Origin of the sequence: Candidatus Tisiphia endosymbiont of Myopa tessellatipennis (assembly GCF_964031105.1) — a bacterium.
Taxonomy (GTDB): domain Bacteria; phylum Pseudomonadota; class Alphaproteobacteria; order Rickettsiales; family Rickettsiaceae; genus Tisiphia.
In genome coordinates, this window is sequence record NZ_OZ035005.1 from 780033 (window position 1) to 798935 (window position 18903).

At 32.2% G+C, this 18903-nt stretch carries 14 protein-coding genes and 1 tRNA gene; 1 reads left to right on the plus strand and 14 read right to left on the minus strand.

Translation table 11 applies throughout. The annotated features are described in order from the left end of the window. Positions 1 to 4 precede the first annotated feature (4 nt). The 4 genes from AAHN03_RS03865 to iscX all read right to left on the minus strand — a co-directional run bounded on the left by AAHN03_RS03865 (position 5) and on the right by iscX (position 4671). Entirely contained in the window at positions 5 to 1249 is a 1245-nt protein-coding gene (locus AAHN03_RS03865) for an AmpG family muropeptide MFS transporter (RefSeq protein ID WP_342278206.1), read from the minus strand. Next, positions 1250 to 3868: an AsmA-like C-terminal region-containing protein gene (locus tag AAHN03_RS03870; protein WP_342278207.1), complete on the minus strand. Its 2619-nt coding sequence runs from the start codon at positions 3866 to 3868 to the stop codon at positions 1250 to 1252. It lies immediately after the preceding gene. A gap of 293 nt (positions 3869 to 4161) precedes the next feature. Next, positions 4162 to 4237: transfer RNA gene (locus tag AAHN03_RS03875), tRNA-Val, on the minus strand. Between the two features lie 224 nt (positions 4238 to 4461). Next, positions 4462 to 4671, minus strand: coding sequence for a Fe-S cluster assembly protein IscX (gene iscX / locus AAHN03_RS03880; protein WP_341747867.1), 210 nt, complete (start codon positions 4669 to 4671; stop codon positions 4462 to 4464). Positions 4672 to 4891: 220 nt separating this feature from the next. Here iscX and AAHN03_RS03885 point away from each other — a divergent pair, with 220 nt between their 5' ends. After that, on the plus strand, positions 4892 to 6676 hold the full coding sequence (locus AAHN03_RS03885; protein WP_342278208.1) for a Ulp1 family isopeptidase: 1785 nt from the start codon (positions 4892 to 4894) through the stop codon (positions 6674 to 6676). A gap of 658 nt (positions 6677 to 7334) precedes the next feature. Here the strand turns inward: AAHN03_RS03885 and AAHN03_RS03890 are convergent. The 10 genes from AAHN03_RS03890 to AAHN03_RS03935 all read right to left on the minus strand — a co-directional run bounded on the left by AAHN03_RS03890 (position 7335) and on the right by AAHN03_RS03935 (position 18718). Beyond that, on the minus strand, positions 7335 to 8396 hold the full coding sequence (locus AAHN03_RS03890) for an IS110 family transposase (RefSeq protein ID WP_342278209.1): 1062 nt from the start codon (positions 8394 to 8396) through the stop codon (positions 7335 to 7337). Between the two features lie 99 nt (positions 8397 to 8495). Beyond that, entirely contained in the window at positions 8496 to 10088 is a 1593-nt protein-coding gene (locus AAHN03_RS03895; protein ID WP_342278210.1) for an IS1634 family transposase, read from the minus strand. 586 nt (positions 10089 to 10674) lie between these two features. Further along, on the minus strand, positions 10675 to 11736 hold the full coding sequence (locus AAHN03_RS03900; protein WP_342278211.1) for an IS110 family transposase: 1062 nt from the start codon (positions 11734 to 11736) through the stop codon (positions 10675 to 10677). Positions 11737 to 11874: 138 nt separating this feature from the next. Beyond that, the gene (locus AAHN03_RS03905; RefSeq protein WP_341762078.1) at positions 11875 to 12036 is read right to left on the minus strand and encodes a hypothetical protein; all 162 of its coding nucleotides are present in this window, start codon (positions 12034 to 12036) and stop codon (positions 11875 to 11877) included. A 478-nt stretch (positions 12037 to 12514) separates the two neighbouring features. Next, complete coding sequence (locus AAHN03_RS03910; protein ID WP_342278212.1) at positions 12515 to 13087, minus strand: malonic semialdehyde reductase; 573 nt, start codon at positions 13085 to 13087, stop codon at positions 12515 to 12517. Positions 13088 to 13647: 560 nt separating this feature from the next. Continuing rightward, on the minus strand, positions 13648 to 14718 hold the full coding sequence (locus AAHN03_RS03915; protein ID WP_342278213.1) for a hypothetical protein: 1071 nt from the start codon (positions 14716 to 14718) through the stop codon (positions 13648 to 13650). 13 nt (positions 14719 to 14731) lie between these two features. Then, positions 14732 to 15064: a ferredoxin family 2Fe-2S iron-sulfur cluster binding protein gene (locus tag AAHN03_RS03920; protein ID WP_341751628.1), complete on the minus strand. Its 333-nt coding sequence runs from the start codon at positions 15062 to 15064 to the stop codon at positions 14732 to 14734. Positions 15065 to 15092: 28 nt separating this feature from the next. After that, a complete protein-coding gene (gene hscA / locus AAHN03_RS03925) occupies positions 15093 to 16898 on the minus strand; it encodes a Fe-S protein assembly chaperone HscA (protein WP_342278214.1) in 1806 nt (601 codons plus the stop codon). After that, the gene (gene hscB / locus AAHN03_RS03930) at positions 16889 to 17389 is read right to left on the minus strand and encodes a Fe-S protein assembly co-chaperone HscB (RefSeq protein WP_342278215.1); all 501 of its coding nucleotides are present in this window, start codon (positions 17387 to 17389) and stop codon (positions 16889 to 16891) included. The genes hscA and hscB overlap by 10 nt, the downstream gene beginning before the upstream one ends. Positions 17390 to 17476: 87 nt before the next feature. Next, positions 17477 to 18718, minus strand: a complete 1242-nt coding sequence (locus AAHN03_RS03935; RefSeq protein ID WP_342279175.1) for an MFS transporter — start codon at positions 18716 to 18718, stop codon at positions 17477 to 17479. Positions 18719 to 18903 lie beyond the last annotated feature (185 nt).

Below are 18903 nucleotides of genomic sequence, written 5' to 3' on the forward strand. Positions count from 1 at the left end.
AATTTTACGTTTTAGAAATCTTTTTATTAAGATAGAACAATATTATAAGTCCTGGCAAGGCTAGAATTATTGTTAAGATAAAAAAATTATCCCAACCCAACATTTTTACTAGACTACCACCATAAACGGTGACTGTGTTATTAAATAAACTAGCACTACTGCTGAGCAAAGCATATTGCGATGCAGAATATTGTTTGTTACACAATATGCTAACATACCCAACAAGAGCAGTAGTCCCCATAGCTCCAGCAAAATTTTCTATAGTAATAGCAATGAAGAGAGCTTCAGAACTTACTGGTTGATGATTTAACCAAATAAATGCGAAATGCGTGATACTTTGTATAATTCCCGTTATAATCAGTCCTCTAAAATTTCCAAGTTGGTATACAACTATTCCACCAGCAAAAGACCCAGCAAGTGTAGCTAGTACCCCATAAAATTTAGTAATCAGTGCTATCTGTCCCTTTGTATAACCAAGTTCCATATAAAATGGCATACATACTACACCAAGCATAGCATCGCCTAATTTAAAGAATATTACTGCTAGTAAAATAGTAACGGCATATTTCCTAACAAGGAAGTCCTTAAAAGGGTTAATTACTATTTTTGTTAGTGACAATAAAGATAAAATATCAACACTTTCTCGTAATAATGTAGGTTCATTGACAGTAATTATAAAAATTGTTGCTACAACAAAAATTATACTCATAGCCACAAATGTAGCTGACCAATCACTTGTGGCTTCAGCAAAATACAAAGCCCCAGCTCCAGTAATCAGCATGCCAAGTCTATAGCCTAATACTGCCGTAGCACTCGCTATAGCTTGGGTTTCCTGATCAAATTTATCTATCCTAAGTGCATCAACACTAATATCAAATGTTGCTGACAAGAAACCAAGGCAGATAGTAAGAAAATATAGTAAAGTTAATGATTCATTAGGTAAAATTGTACTCATAGTGAATAGTACTAAAGATATTAGTATAGTACAAAGTATCAGCCAACTTTTTCTATGACCAAATTTCTTTAATAATGGTATATTAAAATAATCTACCAAAGGAGACCAAAAAACTTTTAGCGAATAGGATAGTCTTGCAACGGCAAAAGTGGTAATAATTGCAATATCAATATTAGAATCTTTAAGCCAAGCAACTAAGCTAGTGAATAATATAGCTAGTGGCATGCCACTAATTGCCCCAAGAACCAATATTTCGAATAGCCTATAATCTTTTAGAATTCTTAATAATAACATTTATTCTCCTTTAATTGTGGATTTTCTTCTGTTCTCTAAAGCCTTTCTTAGTTCAGTCTCATCTGACGTTTTTATGGGATCTAATATAGTGCCTGAGGTTTTTATTGTAAAATTTATAGGAGTATTTTGATTACTAGAATTATTTATATTAGGATTTAAGTCTACTATATAGAAAGATAATATTGAAGATAATACCATATCCAAATTATATATATTTATAGCTAATGATGCAACTCCGCTAGCATATTTTGTATTAAATACTAAGTCTTTCATTGTAACTATTCCATTTTTTAACTGAAGATTACCACGCAAACTATTCAATTCAGTTTGCCCCTGATACATAGATTTTGCTAAATCATCTTTTAAATACTTTAGACTATAGTCTTTATTATTAATTTTTTCTATCAATGAATCAACAGAGAAGTTACTAATCTTGGCATTTTTTACTACAAATTCTGATTGAGTGTTAAGCTCATACAATAATTCTTTTAAACTATTGCCATGAGTAGCAACTGTTCCATTTATGCTCATTCCACCGTAATTGTCTAGTAATCCTCTTGGCAAAACATTAGATAATTGAGCTAAATCAATAGAATTAAGTGCATAAACAAAGTTCAGAGTATATGGATTTAATAAAATATTACCTTCTGCTTTTAATTTACCAGAAAGTAGATTTGCTTCAAGGTTATCGATCTTAAATAAAGCATTATTATTTGCTAAAGCAAGTTTAACATTTTGTAATACTAGATCATTCTGAATTATTTTTGATAATGCACAATTTAATTTTAACTCTATTTTTTTTTCTACGTCAAATTCATTCAATAAGTTATTTCGCAGATTAAGTAAAGATTTAGGGGTTAAAAAGTTAACATTAAGAGAGCCATCATTTATTGTAACTGTTAATTGCGGTTTAATGTTACTTGCTAACAAACTAGCACTAAGATTGATGTAATCACTATTGCTTCTTATATCAAGATTACTAATTCCAATATTACTTGGTGAGACATTTGCTAAAATATATGCTTTGCCAAATGAATTATTTCCTATAAGCAGATCATTTATAGTAATATCAAAATTACCTAAATAATCAGCTGTCCTAATTGGAATATATTTAGTTAAGTATGAGTCATCTTTCATATTCTCTGACAAACTTTTAGCAAATTTGATCATTGGTGAGATTATCGGGTAATCGTCTCTATTTAAATCAATCGAGGAAAAGTCAAGGGTCGCTATAAAATGCGGCATAGAACCAATAAATCTAGCAGTAATATTACCTGTAACTTTAGTGTTGTCAGTTTTTAACATAAGATTTTGTAAATAGACATCTATTAAAGTTAGTTTTAAATCTGAAGATAAAATAAAAGCTGTAGGTTTTTTACTAGCTGCTTGTTTGTAACCTAAAGTATTTAACACAGAATTAAGGTCATTATGTTGCAAGTGAATTGTGCCATCAAATATACTTCGTACTGAGTTTTGGGTTACATTACCTATCAATTGAAAATTTCCTCCGGATTTTATTGTACCAGAAAAATCATTGACCACTAATACCCCTTTATCTAAATTAAATGAAAGTTTAGTATTATTTAATATCTCATCGTTACCTAATATTATTTGGTCAACTAAAACATTCGTCATGATTGATTTATTATCAAAGATAAGTCTTAATCCAAAAACTGAATCACTAAATTGGTTAATATTGTTTGATGAAGTGATAAGTGATTTTACGTCTATTTTAGGGAAATATAATTTTATTATACTAGTAACATTGTCACTTCTGCTCAAATATACCCCTCCATTACCTACAAGCGAATTAGAGTCTATGGTTACATTTTCTAGCTTGAGCAGTTGTCCAGTAGGTAAGATATCAAATTTTATATTTACCTTTTCATTCTGATTAAATCTTCTAAATAAAGAATCTAAATCTGGCACTAGAATATGTAATATATCAGCTAAATTTTGTATTAAATATTCTGCTTTGCCATTTATTAGTTTAGAGTCTATATAGGTTTCTAGCAAGTGAAAATTATAATCATCATTAGAGATAGTAAGATCGAAATTTATTTGGTTGGTCTTTTTTTCAAAAAACCCAAATAATTTTCCTACATATCCTCCATCCCCTTTGAATGAAGTGCTATTAGCAATAGAGTTATTTTTAAATAAAGAGCAATTATTTAAAGTAAGAATAGGTTGGTTATTTTTATTTAGAATACTCAGATTTTTAACATTAAAATTTATATCCATTATATCATTTGTTATAAATGCACTAACTAGCCTATCATGGTTTATAATGTCAAAATCTTGTTCATCTGAATATATTGTGGCACTATATACGGTTACAGCACTAATTCTTGGTCTGAAAATTAATAATGACCATGGGATAAAGTGAATTTCTATATTTTCTAATTCTAATTTCCCTTCCTCTTTTATGTGATCAATAATCAAATAAGGTATGGGAAATTTAATTATTTTAATTTTTTTTAGATTCTGAGGAGAAATTTTTAATTCATTAACAAGACTATTACTAGCGGAACTATAATCAACAAAGTTCACCGCAACTACTATAGTACATACTAACAACGAAATAGCAATAACAGTAAATATAATTACTTTTCTTATCATAAAATTATTATCTTCCAAGAACCAATATTACTAGGTATATATCAAAAACGTTAAAAATAAAAACTATATAATAAATATCTAACACGACGGGGGTAACAAACTAAGGGGTAAGGGGACTAGGTGTATATTTTAACACTTTTGTAACATTTCCTCCCTCAAAACACTCGTTAAAGAGAGAAATTTTTTATACTCGTATTCCGGCAACTTTAGTGAAAAAACGGCATGCGACGGGAATACAGACTTTTTATTGCAATTTATTGCAATGATAAAAACCCTGAAATCCGAGAGATATATGGTGGGCGATGAGAGACTTGAACTCCCGACCGTCCCGGTGTAAACGGGATGCTCTACCAACTGAGCTAACCGCCCCTTCTTTCAATTTAACGCAGATAATGCCCTATCTCCCCAAAAAAATCAAGTTATTTCTGTAAATTATTTAGATTCTATAGCTAACCTAAAGTAAGGTCTATCTATTAGAGTATCTTAGATAGACCTTACTTTAGGTTAGCTATAGATGAACTACATGAGGTACAAGTACGTACATTCTTCGCAAGTATTTGTGATAGCTCTTCTTCAAAGCAGAAGAGTATATATTAATCTTCAAAATTACTATCTTTAATCTCTTTCCAAGCCTCGAGAATTTCTTTTAACACTTCTTTATTTGTTTCAATTTCGTGGTCATCAAAATCACTCAATGATTTTATTAAGTCCTCAAGATCTTTTAGTGTTAATTCAGATATATCCTCATCGGAATAATTTTTTTCTAAACTTATAGCAATTTCGTCAACATCATGCCAATGCATTATTTTTACCTAATTATTTCCATAGGCAATTACTATTACCATCTAACTATCCCTCTACCAATTAAATAATATATTAGTGCAGGCTTATATATAGTATATTATTAAAGGGGGTGAGATTATTATGCAACTATATCTGTAAATTAGATATATAATTGATTTGTATAGACTTGTTTTTTCGTTTAAGATGATAGTCATTAGATATGATGACTTTGGAGTATGTATGGCAAAAACAGGTAAAAAAGAAAATAAGGTAAGGTTATTTAATATTAATGGTCATGTAGGTCAAGATACTCAGCAAAATATTATAGTGGCTAATTCTGACTTAAACATACCAACTAGGGAACTTAAATATAACATTCAAAATGGCAAACTAAATAAGGATAATATAATAAGTGAAATATTGTATGAAGTTAAACAAGGAGAAACGCCTATACTTAATATTCAATATAATTCAAACATGGAAAAACCTATAGTTGTTACAGATGATTTAGCAGCATTAAAAAAATCAGGTATTCAAACTTGTTTTACCTTTGGTAATTATAATGCACATAATCAAACTTTGCCATATTATAACTACTGGTCACCTCTTCTTGCACAGGTCAATCACGTGTTTTTTGCAAATGCTAACGACCGAGCTAATGCGGTAACTCACAGACATGTAGAGCAAAAAAGAACTTCTTACATTCCCTATATCCCAGTTACAAATTTAATAGAGTCGAAAATTCTAAAAAGGTCTCCTAACATATTAATGTCAGGGAAATTGCCTAATAAAGAAAGATTGACTGAGGTTATGCTTGCTACAAAAGAACTAGGCAAAAATACTAGAGTTATAGTAGCCAGCAATCCTTCATCTGTAGATGATGTGGCTAATATTATTGCGACCAAATTTGGTATCAACGACCCAAACCAACAATTAGGTATTAAGCTGGAAGTTGAGGAAATTTTAAAAGATAAAATTGGTGGGGCTAAAAAACTAGAGCATTACGTGTCACAATTATCTCAACAATTCAAGAAAGATCTTAATACAGCAGAAATAAACCCTATTGATATATATTTTGATCTATCTGATCCATTGAGACTTCAGAATATTGCCAAACAGGCTAAATATACTATAACTCAAGGAGGCTCGGTCGAAAATTTGACTAATGGTTGTATCCCATTAGCTCAAGGTCATGGGAAAAGGGCTGATATTGTTGCTGAAGTTAAACAAAGGGGAACTGTTCTTGGAATCAACAGCTTAACTATTAAGGATATGCAAGAGAATTTAAATGAGTATAAACAAGAAAATGCTAAAAGAATTACTAATACCCTTCAGCAAGTAGCAAATGAAAGGGGGGTATCAGCTAGACAAAATAAGGTAGAACATGCATTGCCTGAGGGTAGCAAATTAACTAAACTAGATTATTTATATGACGAAGATGATATTAGCAATGTATTAAAAGCGGCTGTAGATCAAACAAAGGTTTCTATTATTACTCATGCTTCTATAGAAGAAGAAAGTTTATTAAAGGAAACTCTTGATCAAGCTGTATATAGTGATTTAATAGCAAATAACAAGGAAGCGGTTATTATACCCCTTAATACTGGACACGAACATTGGGTTAGTTTAGCAATCACTAAAGACAAGGAGGGGGGTATAGTGTTTACCTATAATGATCCTATGGGAACAAATATAGATCCAAGAGTGGATTTAGTAAATATGATTAAAGAAGTTTGTCCTAGTGCTAAAATAGTAGATTTACACACTAAGCAACAACAAAATGGTAAAGATTGTGGAGCTTTCGTTGTGGATAATTTAATTAAAATGGCAAAAGGTGAGGCAATTCTTACCGCTGAAGAATCTAAAAACATAGGAACAACATTACGCCAAGCTCATGCAAAAACAATGGATCTTGAGGAAGTCAAGCAAAAAGTTAATACCATTAGAGAATCAATAAATACCTATCCATCTCGTCCTGCTATTAGGAACAATAGCCGTCCTAGAGAAGTTTGTCCTATCAGATAGTATTAAAGTTTTGGGGTCATACCCCATCAGGATAAGAATTAGTTAATTCTTATCACGAATTGGCTTTAATATAAGGAAAAATGCATTCTTAAAGTGCTTTTGCGAATGCATTTTAAACCTTTCTAAAGCTAAAAACATGATTTTAAAAGATTAAAATCATGTTTTTAGCAAAATGGATTGCCACGCTCACATACGTTCGCTCGCTAATAGACATATACGTCTATAAAACGTCATTGCGACTCATCTTCGAGATAAATATGAGCAGAAATTATGCTATAGAACGTGAGTATTATGCGACGAGTGGAGTGTAGAATTAAATTCTCGTTACTGACTACATGTATGGACCTCCTGTAAAATGCAAGAAAAAAATAACATCTAATAGCAAAAATGCAAATGCATACATGTATCCGGCTTATAGTTAATAAATTATGTATAATTTATCCTACAGCCCTGATGGAATTCGCTGGCTTACAAACTATATACTTATCATTTTATCGGCTTCAAAGAGCCATTGTAGTCATCAGTTTCTTTGTAAGCTAAGGTTTGTCTTATTTACCATCAATATTATTATCTCACGCATATTCCGGGTTGGAATCTCTTACATATTCTTTGTTTACCTATTAATTAATAAACCACTATTTATTTTATTTTATGTTAATTATAATAGCTTTGTGCTACAAACTTTACTCTCTACATAATCATCCCCTGACCTTAGTACTGCAAACACCACTCTTGCCAGTTTATTAGCTACAGCAACTACTGTTTTATTATGTCCATTTCGCTCAGATAAATTAAACATCCACTGCGTAAATTTGCTAAAATCTTTTTTAGATTTTTGTTCTTCCGATGTAAATCTTATCTTGGCATTTAGTACAGCTCTAGCTCCTTGGATCAATAGAGTACGCAAGTAAACATCACCTCGCTTGCTAATTCCAAGCAACTTATCTTTCCCTCCACTGGAATGCTGCCTTGGCACTAATCCAAACCATGCCGATAATTGCCTACCATTCTCAAAACTTGTAGCATTACCTATTGATGCTATTAAAGCAGTAGCAGTAATTAAACCAAGACTAGGTATAGCTGTTAATCGTTGATATTGAGTTAAGTTGCTAGCTATTATTTTTAATCTTTTTTCTATCTCTTTTATTTTTTTGTCATTATCCAAAAATTCCTCTTTCAGTTCACTAAATGTTTGATAACCCAGCTGGCTTAAATTTCCTTCATCTAAAATCTCGGTTAATTTTGTCATAACCTTATTGATCCCTTGAGGAATAATAAAACCAAATTCATGTAATAATCCTCTAATTTCATTCGCAAGTGCCGTACGGTTTTTTACCAATCTCTCTCTTACCCGATGAATTGACAAAATATCTTGTTGTTCTACAGTTTTAATTGGTACAAACCTCATATTTGGTCTTGTTACCGCTTCACATATAGCTTCTGCATCAGCTTGATCATTTTTATTAGTTTTAACATACGGTTTGACAAATTGTGCTGCCATTAGTTTTACTGTATGCCCCAATTTAGTTATTTCTCTTGCCCAGTAACTAGCTCCGCCGCAAGCTTCCATCCCTACCAAACATTTTGGTAAATTAGCCATAAATGTTAAAACTTGATCTCTCATTAATTTTTTCTTTAATACCGTCTTACCATTTTTATCTACACCATGAATTTGGAAAATTCTTTTTGCAATATCTATACCAATTGTGGTAACTTCCATCTTAGCCTCCTGATTGTTATTTTAATATTTAATATTAACTTTAGAAGATTAGCAACTGCTTTTCATTCTGTATATCAGGAGATCCATACCATTATTTTATCATTTTGCAGATTTTGTCATTTGGGGCATCGTTAAATCAAATAAATTGAATAAATTTTGTTGAAACTCGCTTAATTTTGGTAATCTTGCAACTTTGCAACCCTTGATTGTGTAATATAAAAAACATACTTTATCCAGCTCTCTTAATGCTTCCTCAATGGTCACATTATATTTACCATCCTTGGTTACGCCACAACCTTGTTTCAACTTATTTTTCATATAGTGCCATATTTTTAATGCCAACATGCAAACAAATACATGTCCCTTCGTTCTGTTGCTTTTCCTTAAAAAGATCGGTCTTACCTCGAGTAATCCTGTCTTCATACTGCTAAAATTCAATTCTACTTCATGTAAATTATGGTAAGCTTTATCAACCAATTCTTTACTCATCAGTTTAATTTCAATCTGTGTTTCAATCGCATAACAACCATCAAGAGCAAACAACTCTTTTTTCTTATCTTGATCAATTTCAACCACTATTTGGTTGCCGTCTAATTTTAGGTTGATAAATTTATCTATCCGCCATTCTTTGGCAATTTTTTGAATATTATTTAAACCAAGTTCTAGCTTTGCTTTCTTATGGGTTGATACATATATATTACGCTCTTCAATCTTTGCAACCAATTTTTCAACTCGGTTATTCCTATCAAACTCAACTTTTCGGGCTATAGAACCATTCTTCCTTAAAATATATCTTTTGCCATTATTGGTTACTTCGCATAGCTGTTCTTCAAAAAAACTATATTGCAAAACTCCGCTTTTCTTTAAGCTTTCAATCTCAACTTTACTTAAGGTTGTAATATAGTCCCATCCTTCTTTGCCTGTCCTCTTAATCATTCCTTTATCACCAACAAAGACTATATTCTTAATACCAAAATTAGATTTTACTAGCTCAATCTGCTCATAAATGGTAGAAGGATCAGCACTATTACCCTTAAAAACTCTAACAGCCAAAGGTTCGCCATGATCATCAGTTAATAGACCAATCACTATTTGCTTTTTACCCTTCTTTTTATCCCGATTGTACCCATATTCCGCAAGTTCATTCTCTGTTCCTTCGAAATAGCTGGAAGTGACGTCATATAAAAGCATAACAGGCGGCTTGTTATTTTTCTTTTGATAAGTTTTAAATAATTTTAATTCGATCTTTTCTTGGTTCTCTTCTAACCATTCTAGAGCCTGATATAAATGGGTTTCATCAAATGAATCGACAGATAATACATCAGATATCGCATGCGATTTCGCCCATTTCACGCTGGAAAGTCTAGACCCTTGGTGAGCAAAGCGTGCTAAAACCAAAAATAGACTCAATAAAGCTTCTTTGCTTCTAGTACCAAGAGCCTTAGTAATACCAATTTCATCAGCAATTCTTTTTAGTAGAAAAATAGTCCCAAAACTTTCACCAACCTCAGGAACACCATCTAAACCATCAAATTCACCTTTCAGCATCTTCTTAAAAGCCTCAATGCGTAAATCATCCCAGTTAGTTAAGTTAGCTAGGGTTTTATTTAATACTTTCCCGTCTTCGCGATAAGAGGTACGAAGCAATATTGCAGGACGAGAATTTCTATTTGGAACAGTTGTAATATACATGAAAGAGATTATATCTCTAAATTCCAGCATTGTCAAATAAAAAATATCATTTACATGACTACAAATCTTATAGCAAAATCCTTATAAACCTTACTTTCCTACCTCTTCAAACACTTCTCCCTCTCGAAGATAAGTCGCGAGGAGCTTTGTAAGCCCTAAACCGTCATTGCGACTCATCTTCGAGATAAATATGAGCAGAAATTATGCTATAGAACGTGAGTATTATGCGACGAGTGGAGTGTAGAATTAAATTCTCGTTACTGACTACATGTATGGACCTCCTGTAAAATGCAAGAAAAAAATAACATCTAATAGCAAAAATGCAAATGCATACATGTATCCGGCTTATAGTTAATAAATTATGTATAATTTATCCTACAGCCCTGATGGAATTCGCTGGCTTACAAACTATATACTTATCATTTTATCGGCTTCAAAGAGCCATTGTAGTCATCAGTTTCTTTGTAAGCTAAGGTTTGTCTTATTTACCATCAATATTATTATCTCACGCATATTCCGGGTTGGAATCTCTTACATATTCTTTGTTTACCTATTAATTAATAAACCACTATTTATTTTATGTTAATTATAATAGCTCTGTGCTACAAACTTTACTCTCTACATAATCATCCCCTGACCTTAGTACTGCAAACACCACTCTTGCCAGTTTATTAGCTACAGCAACTACTGTTTTATTATGTCCATTTCGCTCAGATAAATTAAACATCCACTGCGTAAATTTGCTAAAATCTTTTTTAGATTTTTGTTCTTCCGATGTAAATCTTATCTTGGCATTTAGTACAGCTCTAGCTCCTTGGATCAATAGAGTACGCAAGTAAACATCACCTCGCTTGCTAATTCCAAGCAACTTATCTTTCCCTCCACTGGAATGCTGCCTTGGCACTAATCCAAACCATGCCGATAATTGCCTGCCATTCTCAAAACTTGTAGCATTACCTATTGATGCTATTAAAGCAGTAGCAGTAATTAAACCAAGACCAAGTATAGCTGTTAATCGTTGATATTGAGTTAAGTTGCTAGCTATTATTTTTAATCTTTTTTCTATCTCTTTTATTTTTTTGTCATTATCCAAAAATTCCTCTTTCAGTTCACTAAATGTTTGGTAACCTAGCTGACTCAAATTTCCTTCATCTAAAATCTCAGTTAATTTTGTTACAACCTTATTGATCCCTTGAGGAATAATAAAACCAAATTCATGTAATAATCCTCTAATTTCATTCGCAAGTGCCGTACGGTTTTTTACCAATCTCTCTCTTACCCGATGAATTGACAAAATATCTTGTTGTTCTACAGTTTTAATTGGTACAAACCTCATATTTGGTCTTGTTACCGCTTCACATATAGCTTCTGCATCAGCTTGATCATTTTTATTAGTTTTAACATACGGTTTGACAAATTGTGCTGCCATTAGTTTTACTGTATGCCCCAATTTAGTTATTTCTCTTGCCCAGTAACTAGCTCCGCCGCAAGCTTCCATCCCTACCAAACATTTTGGTAAATTAGCCATAAATGTTAAAACTTGATCTCTCATTAATTTTTTCTTTAATACCGTCTTACCATTTTTATCTACACCATGAATTTGGAAAATTCTTTTTGCAATATCTATACCAATTGTGGTAACTTCCATCTTAGCCTCCTGATTGTTATTTTAATATTAACTTTAGAAGATTAGCAACTGCTTTTCATTCTGTATATCAGGAGGTCCATACCATTATTTTTTCACCTGTGGAATTTTATAATAAAGAAATACTGATAAAAGTGTACTTTAATGACAAGAGTTTTTATTTGAAACAAAACAATGGTAATACACATAAGAAGCATTATGTTGACTAATTTTTAGTATGTCAAGTAGAAAAGTGATGTTTACATGACTACAAACTTCATGCCAAAACCACTGCAAACCTGATTCTTTAGACGTTTCAAGCACTTTTTCGTCTCGAAGATGAGTCGCGATGACGATTTTTAACTTTCAACAGTTGTGAATGTTACCCCTGCGTAGGTAGGGGCTGACAATTAGCCCTAAGTTTTTATTGACATTTACGAGTAAGTGTTAGTCAATGTTTTATTGCTAAATAACATTGATTAACTTAAATAATCTTAATATTGTTCAGCTTAAAGTATTATATTTGATATATTACAATAACCTATATGGTTAGATTTTTTTAGGATAACTATAGTAATCACTTTACTCAAATCCCTTGACTTCTCCTGTTTTTCCTGTCAATAAAAACTTAAGGTTAATTGTAAGGGTAGGGGTGACATCGTTTTTGGTTCTGTAAGTACCATATTAACGTTGGTGTTTTTGATCCACGCAATAAAGCCTTCCTACCTACGTAGGAATAACATCGATAGTAGCTAAATGTATGTTAAGTTACTATTTTTTTATTGACTTCCATTACGGATGCTCAGGTAATCTTACAGCACTCATTGAAATCGAGTCTTGGTAGCCGTGGGAAAGGGGCATCACCATCTTTGTAACCAATATTACATATGAAATTTACTTGATAAGTTGAATTGCTAAAGAAAGTACTATTTATAGCGTCTTTATTAAACCCCGACATAGAACCACAAGCTAATCCCTTACTTCTCGCAACAATCATCAAGTAAGCTGCTTGCAATGATGAGTTGCGAATTGCGGTATCTAGGGCAATCTGCTCAAAAGAAGCAAAATAATCTTTTATACTTGCATCATGAGGAAATAACTTGGGCATTAATTCATAAAACTTAGTATCAAAAGCAAAAATGGCTGTAACAGGTGCTGACTTAACTTTTTCAACGTTACTTGGAACTAAGCATCTGTACAATTTATCTTTTTCAGCTGAACTCTGAACAAAAACAATTCTCAAAGGGCAGCAATTAGCTGAAGTAGGACCAAGTTTTGCTATATTATAAATTTCTTCAAGTAATGCTCTATCAACTGGCTTATCCAAAAATTTGTAACAGGTTCTATCTGAAAATACTTCCTGAACATTTTTCATAGTAATACCCCCTTAAATTTACCATTAATTCGATATAACAAGTTATCCTCGATAATCAAGTTTTTTTCTGAAGGCTACAATTCATGGTAGTTTATGTCATTCCCGCACAGGTAGCGAAATCTAGAATGTCTAAAGCACCTTTTCTGTCTGTTTCTTTAGATTCCCGCCATTGCTCATAGGTGTCAACTTAAGAGCGTAATGATTGAGCATGTATAAGTAAATCAAACCTAAACGTTATTGCGAGAAGCCGCTGCAAGCGGCGACGCGGCAATCTAAGATACGCGAAGCGTTACTCTAAAAAACAGCTTCGCTGTTTATTTGGATCGCCACGGCATCTAACGAGCCTTGCTATGACGGCTGTGTTTAATTTGTTTATACATGTTCAATTATTACGCTCTTAAGTTGACGCCTATGCACCATTGCTAGAATGACATTAGTGATCCACGTAGGCAAAGCTTACGCGGGGATGACATCTTCTCGACTTCTTTTCATGATTTTTAAACTGCCATGAATTATATAACTCAATAAAAACTTGATTATCGAGTTATATCGAACTCTTGTTAACTTTCAGTGTTGTTCTCTTCTATAGCCTCATCTACTTTACTATCCTCTAGTTTAAACTCAAGCAAATTAATTGAACCTATATGTATACCATTATCAGAAAACTCAATATCAAATTTCACCTTTTCATAAGTTGCTAATTCATTATCATCTGTCTTAACTACTCCAGATAAAGAAGAATCAACAGCTTTCTCAATGATAGTTTTGACCATTTTTTTAGGTAATAACAAATTGTTAGGAATCAATTTATCGATGATATCATGGTAATTAGTTAATTCAAAAGATAATTTACCTTTTGGTAACTTACTATCAGAAAATTGTAAGAACCCTACCAAATCTACTTGGGCATTATCATCACAAGAAAAAACTAAACGATCGATATTTAAATTTCTGATAGAATTTGTATCTTTACCTTGGTTAGTAGCAATATTGATCAGTGTAGCTAAATCAAGCTGTGCTGTTTTGAAATTAAAAAAATCTTCCCCCGCAGAGTACAACAAACGTAATTGTAGAGCTATATTTTCACCGTTCTGAGATTTTGCCTTATTGATTAGGAAAACTAAATCAGCAATATTAAAAATTTCCTTATCTTCCTGAATGAAGGATAATAATTTATTGTTAACTTGCAGAAACTTTACGATAGATTTAAAACTATCTCCATGGGATAATTTATATATAGGTTTATTAAATTTAACTAGTGCTGTAATATATTCCTTGGACTGAACACTATACTCTATTAATTTACCATCAAAATTCTCTTGTTGTTTTATCCCTTGTTCTCCTAAAATCAATCTAGCCTTTTTAAAACTAAAATCAAACAAAAATGTCATTTCCTCAGTAGATATTTCTTTAGAATTAACATGATCGATAAATTTTATTTTTGGCTCGACTAAACGAATTTGAAAGCGAATAGGAAAGCCAGAAACTTTGATTTGGCTATAAGATATTTTAGTATTATCTGTCTCTGAATTCTTTATAGTATTTACTATATTGCTTTTGATAGTATAAGCAATGCCAAACCATATTATGGTGTAAATTAAACAAATAAAAAACAAAATTTTACGTATCACTCTATATACTCAATTATAAGTTAATATTACGGGTAGCAGATGGCAAGCGAACCCTTATACCGTCAAGTTCTTCACTAACAATAATCTGACAACCAAGTCTTGAAGTATGGGTAAGACCAAACGCTAAGTCAAGCATATCTTCTTCTGCTTCAGAAGGATTTTTTAATTTGTGGTAAAATTCCTCATCTACAATAACATGGCAAGTGGCACATGCTAGTGATCCTTCGCATGCACCTTCAAGATCAATGTCGTTTTGATGAGCAATTTCCAAAATAGACAATCCGAGAGGGGCATCCACTATTTTTTCCGTACCATCTTTGTCTATAATAAAAATTACTTTAGGCATTAATTATCATTCCTCTTTTTTAAAACAATCATCTTATTTTATCAATATGCTTACCTTTCAGTAAGTCTAAAGTAGCACTATTTAATCTTTCATAAAAGAAATGCTCTGTTATAGTCTCGAAAGTTTTGCTACATTCTATAATGTAATCACGATCATTTGAATCTATTGCTTCTTTCAGAGTGTTAATTGCAGTATCAATTTTTTCCATTTCATTCTTTGCAAGAATATTCGGCGTTTCTCTAATAGCATTTTCTATATTATAAATCAAAGATTTTGTATGAATAATTGTTTCTTGCAATAATTTCTTATTATGATCACTAGCAGCATTTTGATAAGCATTTTCTAGAATTTCGGTAATTTCACTTTCGTTTAAACCATAACTTGGTTTTAACGAAACAGCATGTGATATACCACTATTTCTTTCTAGAGCTGACACTGACAAGATGCCATCTGCATCAATAGAAAATGTTACTTCTGCTCTCACTCCTCCTGCTTTCATCATTGGTAATTTTAGTTCAAATTTTGCCAGTGACCTACAATCTTCTACCATTTCTCTCTCTCCCTGTACCACATGCAGCTTCATAGAAGTTTGGTTATCTACATAAGTGGTGAACTCCTTAGTAACCGATATCGGTATGGGGCTATTACGAAGAATGATTTTCTCAGTAATACCACCATTTAATTCTATACCGAGTGACAAAGGAACTACATCGATTAATAAGGAATTAACATTTGCCGAAGTTAGGTTCTCTGCTTGCAGGGCTGCTCCCCATACTACCGCTTTATCTGGGTTAATATCCGAGAAAATAATAGTATTAAACGTTTGTGCTAAACTTCTACTAATTAAGGGTATGCGAGTTGAACCACCAACAAGGATGATACCTGAAATATTAGGATTTCCTGCATGTTCTAGCGTATCTTTGGTAATATCTATTGTACGTTCTACCAATGGTAATATTAACTGCTCAAAATTCTCTAGATCTAACTCCAATAGCGTCGCCTCCTCGTATATCATAGCACATTTATTTTGACCACTAAGTGTTTCTTTAGCTTTTTTTGCTAATTTTATTAACTCGCTAGATTCTAGTAATTTATATTTATCACAAAAATGCCTCATCACTAAGTGGTCAATATCATCACCACCTAAAATATTATCTCCACCAGTGGCAATGACCTGAAATACGCCCGTTTGCATATTTAGAATTGATACATCAAAAGTACCACCGCCTAAGTCATACACTAAATAACACCCCCTACTATCTTTATTTAAACCATATGCATAAGCTGCTGCTGTTGGTTCTGCAATTAACCGTAATACCCTAAACCCTGCAATTTTTGCAGCCAGCATTACTTCTCCTCTAGCAGCATCGTTAAAATGTGCTGGCACGGTTATTACAGCTTTTTTGACTTCCGAATTCAATTTTTGAGTAGCCTGTTTCTTTAAGTACAAAAAGATTTGTCCGGCAACTTCTGGAATCGTCAGTAATTTTCCAGCAAACCTTATTCGTAAAATTTCACTATCTAAATCAATATAGTCTTTCACTAGAGTAAAAAGAACAGGGTTGTTGCGTATATCAGATAGTTTTTTACCAAAAAGTCTTTTAATAGAACGAAAATTGTTAATTATATTATCATTGCCCACAATAAAGTCTTTACCATGAAATGCTATAACTGATGGTATAAGTTCTCGGCCATGATCATCTATGATAATTTGTATTATTTGTTTATTTGATAAAGCAATCAATGAGTTGGTTGTACCAAAATCAATACCAACTGCTATATCCTTATCATGTTGGTTAGAAGAGCCAGCTTCGCTAATTTCTATTATTTGCATGACTTGATTTTTAGTTGAATATTATTAATTAAATTTTTAAGGTATTTAAATTTTATGGTAATATCAAGAGCGTCTTGCATATTTTGATCTTGAAATGCAGTAGTTAGAGATTCAATAAGTTGTTCTTTTTCAAGGATTTTGTTATTTAGCATATGCTCTAACTTAGTTAATTCTTGAGTAGTTTCAACAAGTTCTAATTCACTCCACACAACATTTAATTGTTCCTTTGAGATACCTTGCCTAACCGTTATTTCATCCAAGACTATATTGTTTAAAAGTAGAAGATACTCAGCTCGTGCTAAATCATCTTTAAGAATTGAATAAGCTTTATTTATATCAATAGAGATAGCCAAATTTTCTTGCCTCGCATTGTTAGTTTTAGCTCTATCTGGATGATATTTTGACTGTGCAGCAAAATATTGGCGATCCAATATATTTAAGTCAATATTATATTTTCGTTCTACATCTAATAACTCAAAATAACTGCTCATAATCACTTCTAGTAACGTGAATTTGGGATAAGAATTTGTCAACTCTTGAAATCATAGACAGTATAGCATAGTAAAGTATCAAATCTATTAAATCTTACGTATCCTTAAAAAGGCTGGTACAAATAACATGCTAAATAACGTAGTCAATAAAAAAAGTTGAGGCCAGTCCATATAATTTGCACAAATACCAGATAAAAAGGATAAAATAATCCGGACGAAGGAGCCAAAAGAAGATATAATTGAGTATTGTGTGGCTATCAATTCGCTACTACATAAACTAGAAAAATAAATAAGAATCGCTGTATTACCAAGCCCGCAACAAAAATTCTGTACAGTAATTGTTATAGTAAATATAAGCATATCATGACCTACCATAGATAAGAACACAAACATTAAGGGTGACAGTAATTGTAGACTACCACATATTAGGATGCTTCGGGATATTCCTATTTTTGCAGTTAAAATGCCGCTAATGACTCCTCCAGAGATCATTAGCATGAATCCATATGCTTTTGAAATAGAAGCAATTTCTTGAGAGGTAAAAGACAAGTCAATAAACACTGGCGAACTCATTGCCATAGGAATTGAGTCGCTTGCTTTATATAGAAAGACAAACAGTATAATGAACATCCAGTTAGGATGATTTCGTTTTAACAATAGTAAGCTATCACCAATGACTTGAAAATATTGTGCAGGTGAAATTAAATCAGTAGAGATGTGTTGAGTTTTTTTTGTAATAGGTTCTTGCATATATAAGGTTATTATAGGTGCAGCCATTGTTATAAGAAAGATACATAGATATACAAAGTACCAATTAAAGAGGCAAGATAAATACAACGCCCCTGTACTATTAATAAGTATTCCTATGCGAAAACCAGTTGAATTAAAAGTTGTGGCAATTGAGAGATCTTCTTTTTTTGTAGTCCGTTCTATACGGTATGCATCTAAGACAACATCTTGAGTTGCTGCACAACAGGAAATAATAAAAATTAAAATTGCGGTAATAATTATGTTAACAGGGGGATCTATAATTAAAAACCCACTAATAGTGACTAATAAACATGCTTGGGTAACTAGTGTCCATCCACGACGTTGACCAAATTTTCGACATATAACAGGTATAGAATATTTATCAATAAACGGTGCCCATATTGGTTTTAAGCAATATGGAATAGATGTTAGAAACATTGCACCAATAATATCAGTTGAATATCCCGCCTGTGATAATTGGTAATGAATAGTAAATGATACTAAAGAAAAATTTACCCCTGCAACTATTCCTAGCAAGAATAAGCAAATAAAATAAGAACGTGTATGATTAGTTAGCATATTCAGGAGTGATATCCATCTTTTCAAACAATTATCTAGACATTACACCCCAATTCGGGATAAGAATTAGTTAATTCTTATCCCGAATTCGTGTATTACGTATATTTATTTAGTAATACAGCTTTTTTAATAATTTCATATAGTTAATATGCTAACCTCATGCAGGGCAGTTTAAAAATCCCAAC

Excerpts from the sequence above, each read along its gene's own strand:
- AAHN03_RS03870 (WP_342278207.1), bottom strand. The coding sequence starts at position 3,868 with ATGATAAGAAAAGTAATTATATTTACTGTTATTGCTATTTCGTTGTTA.
- AAHN03_RS03865 (WP_342278206.1), bottom strand. The coding sequence starts at position 1,249 with ATGTTATTATTAAGAATTCTAAAAGATTATAGGCTATTCGAAATATTG.
- AAHN03_RS03935 (WP_342279175.1), bottom strand. The coding sequence starts at position 18,718 with ATGCTAACTAATCATACACGTTCTTATTTTATTTGCTTATTCTTGCTA.
- AAHN03_RS03885 (WP_342278208.1), top strand. The coding sequence starts at position 4,892 with ATGGCAAAAACAGGTAAAAAAGAAAATAAGGTAAGGTTATTTAATATT.
- hscB (WP_342278215.1), bottom strand. The coding sequence starts at position 17,389 with ATGAGCAGTTATTTTGAGTTATTAGATGTAGAACGAAAATATAATATT.
- AAHN03_RS03910 (WP_342278212.1), bottom strand. The coding sequence starts at position 13,087 with ATGAAAAATGTTCAGGAAGTATTTTCAGATAGAACCTGTTACAAATTT.
- AAHN03_RS03890 (WP_342278209.1), bottom strand. The coding sequence starts at position 8,396 with ATGGAAGTTACCACAATTGGTATAGATATTGCAAAAAGAATTTTCCAA.
- iscX (WP_341747867.1), bottom strand. The coding sequence starts at position 4,671 with ATGCATTGGCATGATGTTGACGAAATTGCTATAAGTTTAGAAAAAAAT.
- AAHN03_RS03895 (WP_342278210.1), bottom strand. The coding sequence starts at position 10,088 with ATGTATATTACAACTGTTCCAAATAGAAATTCTCGTCCTGCAATATTG.
- AAHN03_RS03900 (WP_342278211.1), bottom strand. The coding sequence starts at position 11,736 with ATGGAAGTTACCACAATTGGTATAGATATTGCAAAAAGAATTTTCCAA.
- AAHN03_RS03920 (WP_341751628.1), bottom strand. The coding sequence starts at position 15,064 with ATGCCTAAAGTAATTTTTATTATAGACAAAGATGGTACGGAAAAAATA.
- hscA (WP_342278214.1), bottom strand. The coding sequence starts at position 16,898 with ATGCAAATAATAGAAATTAGCGAAGCTGGCTCTTCTAACCAACATGAT.